This window comes from Pseudoalteromonas sp. TB51, from assembly GCF_000498055.1.
Taxonomy (GTDB): Bacteria; Pseudomonadota; Gammaproteobacteria; order Enterobacterales; family Alteromonadaceae; genus Pseudoalteromonas; species Pseudoalteromonas atlantica.
The window spans coordinates 1-2,476 of record NZ_AUTO01000034.1; the positions used below are offsets into that span (position 1 = coordinate 1).

The 2,476-nt window shown below is 42.4% G+C and carries 3 protein-coding genes; 1 reads left to right on the forward strand and 2 read right to left on the reverse strand.

Annotation, left to right across the window (positions count from 1 at the left end; translation table 11 throughout):
• A partial coding sequence (locus tag L650_RS0100865; protein WP_029771824.1) for a DUF3083 family protein occupies positions 1-492 on the forward strand: 492 nt, incomplete at its 5' end.
• A gap of 62 nt (positions 493-554) precedes the next feature.
• Here L650_RS0100865 and sucD read toward each other — a convergent pair.
• Both sucD and sucC read right to left on the reverse strand, forming a co-directional pair.
• Positions 555-1,427: a succinate--CoA ligase subunit alpha gene (gene sucD, locus L650_RS0100870; protein WP_004586678.1), complete on the reverse strand. Its 873-nt coding sequence runs from the start codon at positions 1,425-1,427 to the stop codon at positions 555-557.
• The coding region (sucC, locus tag L650_RS0100875; protein ID WP_029771825.1) for an ADP-forming succinate--CoA ligase subunit beta at positions 1,427-2,476 on the reverse strand (1,050 nt) is incomplete at its 5' end. The genes sucD and sucC, both read right to left, overlap by 1 nt.

A 2,476-nucleotide genomic window follows, 5' to 3' on the forward strand; every position in this document is an offset into this window, starting at 1 on the left:
CCCGCCGAGCATGCAGAAATGACCTATGCAACGTTTTCTATACCGGTTTCACGCGGCATTAAAACGCAATTTCAAAGCTTAATAAATAAAAATAATTACACTGAGTTTTATAACTACTTTGCCCAATCATTTAAAGGGTGCTGCGAGCGATACGAATTATCTCACGGCGCTATGGTTGCTAATGGTGCAAGGCCCATAGTGCGTAATAGCCAAATAGATAAAAATGATGGGAATGCAGAATTACAAAAAATAAGTTTTGATGTGAATGGCACAGCCACGCAAATACATATTTTTTTCAATGCTGAAAAATTAGTTGAGTCACTACATTTTGTAATTGTTGCCACCCATAAAGATAAACATGAAATGGGCTACGGCCGCTTTATGAATCAAGTAGAGAAAACAATACACGCTATGTGCTCAGAGCTGGCAATAAATAAAGAACGTCAAGATTTATCAGTACGGTTTTTTCAACACATTAGTTACCCATACTAATTTTTAAGCCAATAACAAAAAGGCTCGCAAATGCGAGCCTTTTTAAAGATTAAGCAAACTGATTACCAGCCTGTTTTCTCTTTAAGTGCTTTACCGATATCAGCAAGTGAACGTACAGTTTGTACGCCAGCAGCTTCTAGTGCAGCAAATTTCTCATCAGCGGTACCTTTACCGCCAGCGATGATTGCGCCAGCGTGACCCATACGCTTACCTTCTGGTGCAGTTACACCAGCAATGTAAGAAACAACAGGCTTAGTTACGTTAGCTTTAATGTACTCTGCAGCTTCTTCTTCTGCAGTACCACCAATTTCACCAATCATTACGATTGCTTCAGTTTGTGGATCTTTTTCGAACATTTCTAGCACGTCGATAAAGTTAGTACCTGGGATTGGGTCGCCACCAATACCAACACACGTAGACTGACCAAAACCAGCGTCTGTAGTTTGTTTAACCGCTTCGTACGTTAAAGTACCAGAGCGAGAAACAATACCTACTTTACCAGGCTTGTGGATGTGACCAGGCATGATACCAATCTTAGTCTCACCAGGAGTGATAACACCTGGACAGTTAGGACCGATCATACGAACACCAGAGTTATCAAGCTTAACTTTAACGTCAACCATGTCTAGTGTTGGGATACCTTCAGTGATACAAACAATTAGCTCGATGCCCGCATCGATAGCTTCTAAGATTGCATCTTTACAGAACGGTGCTGGTACGTAAATAACTGACGCTGTTGCGCCTGTTTCTTTAACTGCATCGCGTACTGTGTTGAATACTGGAAGACCAAGGTGCGTTTGACCGCCTTTACCTGGGCTTACACCACCAACCATTTGTGTACCGTACTCAAGCGCTTGCTCAGAGTGGAAAGTACCTTGGCCACCAGTGAAACCTTGACAGATAACTTTTGTATCTTTATTGATTAATACAGACATTATTTGCCCTCCGCAGCAGCTACAACTTTCTCAGCAGCGTCTGTTAGTGATTCAGCAGCGATGATATCTAGGCCAGAGTTCTTAAGAACGTCACGACCTAATTCAGCGTTAGTACCTTCTAAACGTACAACTACAGGCACGTTTACACCTACTTCTTTAACTGCGCCAATGATACCTTCAGCAATCATGTCACAACGTACGATACCACCAAAGATGTTAACTAAAACAGCTTTTACGTTATCGTCAGAAAGGATGATTTTGAATGCTTCAGAAACACGCTCTTTAGTCGCGCCGCCACCAACATCTAAGAAGTTAGCTGGCTTGCCGCCGTGTAGGTTTACGATGTCCATAGTACCCATCGCTAGGCCTGCACCGTTAACCATACAACCTACGTTACCATCTAGTGCTACGTAGTTAAGCTCAAAGCTTGCTGCGTGAGCTTCACGTGCATCTTCTTGAGATGGATCGTGCATTTCACGGATTTTTGGTTGACGGTAAAGTGCATTACCATCGATACCGATTTTGCCGTCAAGACAGTGAAGGTTACCTTCGTCTGTGATTACTAACGGGTTGATTTCAAGAAGAGCGAAATCAAAATCGTTGAACATGTTGCCAAGACCCATAAAGATCTTAACGAACTGCTTCATTTGTGTAGGGTTAAGACCCAGTTTAAAACCTAACTCACGTGCTTGGTAAGCTTGAGGACCCACTAATGGATCGATCTCTGCTTTGTGGATAAGCTCTGGAGTTTCTTCAGCAACAGTTTCAATTTCAACACCGCCTTCAGTAGACGCCATGAAAACAACTTTGCGAGAAGCACGGTCAACAACTGCACCTAAGTACAATTCGTTAGCGATATCTGTACAGCTTTCTACTAAAATTTTAGCAACAGGCTGACCATTTTCGTCTGTTTGGTAAGTAACTAAGTTTTTACCTAACCAGTTAGCAGCGAATTCTTTTACTTCTTCGATTGTTTTAACTAGCTTAACACCGCCAGCTTTACCACGGCCACCTGCGTGAACCTGAGTTTTAACAACCCACATATCACC

Bases quoted from the DNA above. Each gene is read 5' to 3' on its own strand.
- sucD (WP_004586678.1), bottom strand. From the start codon at position 1,427: ATGTCTGTATTAATCAATAAAGATACAAAAGTTATCTGTCAAGGTTTC.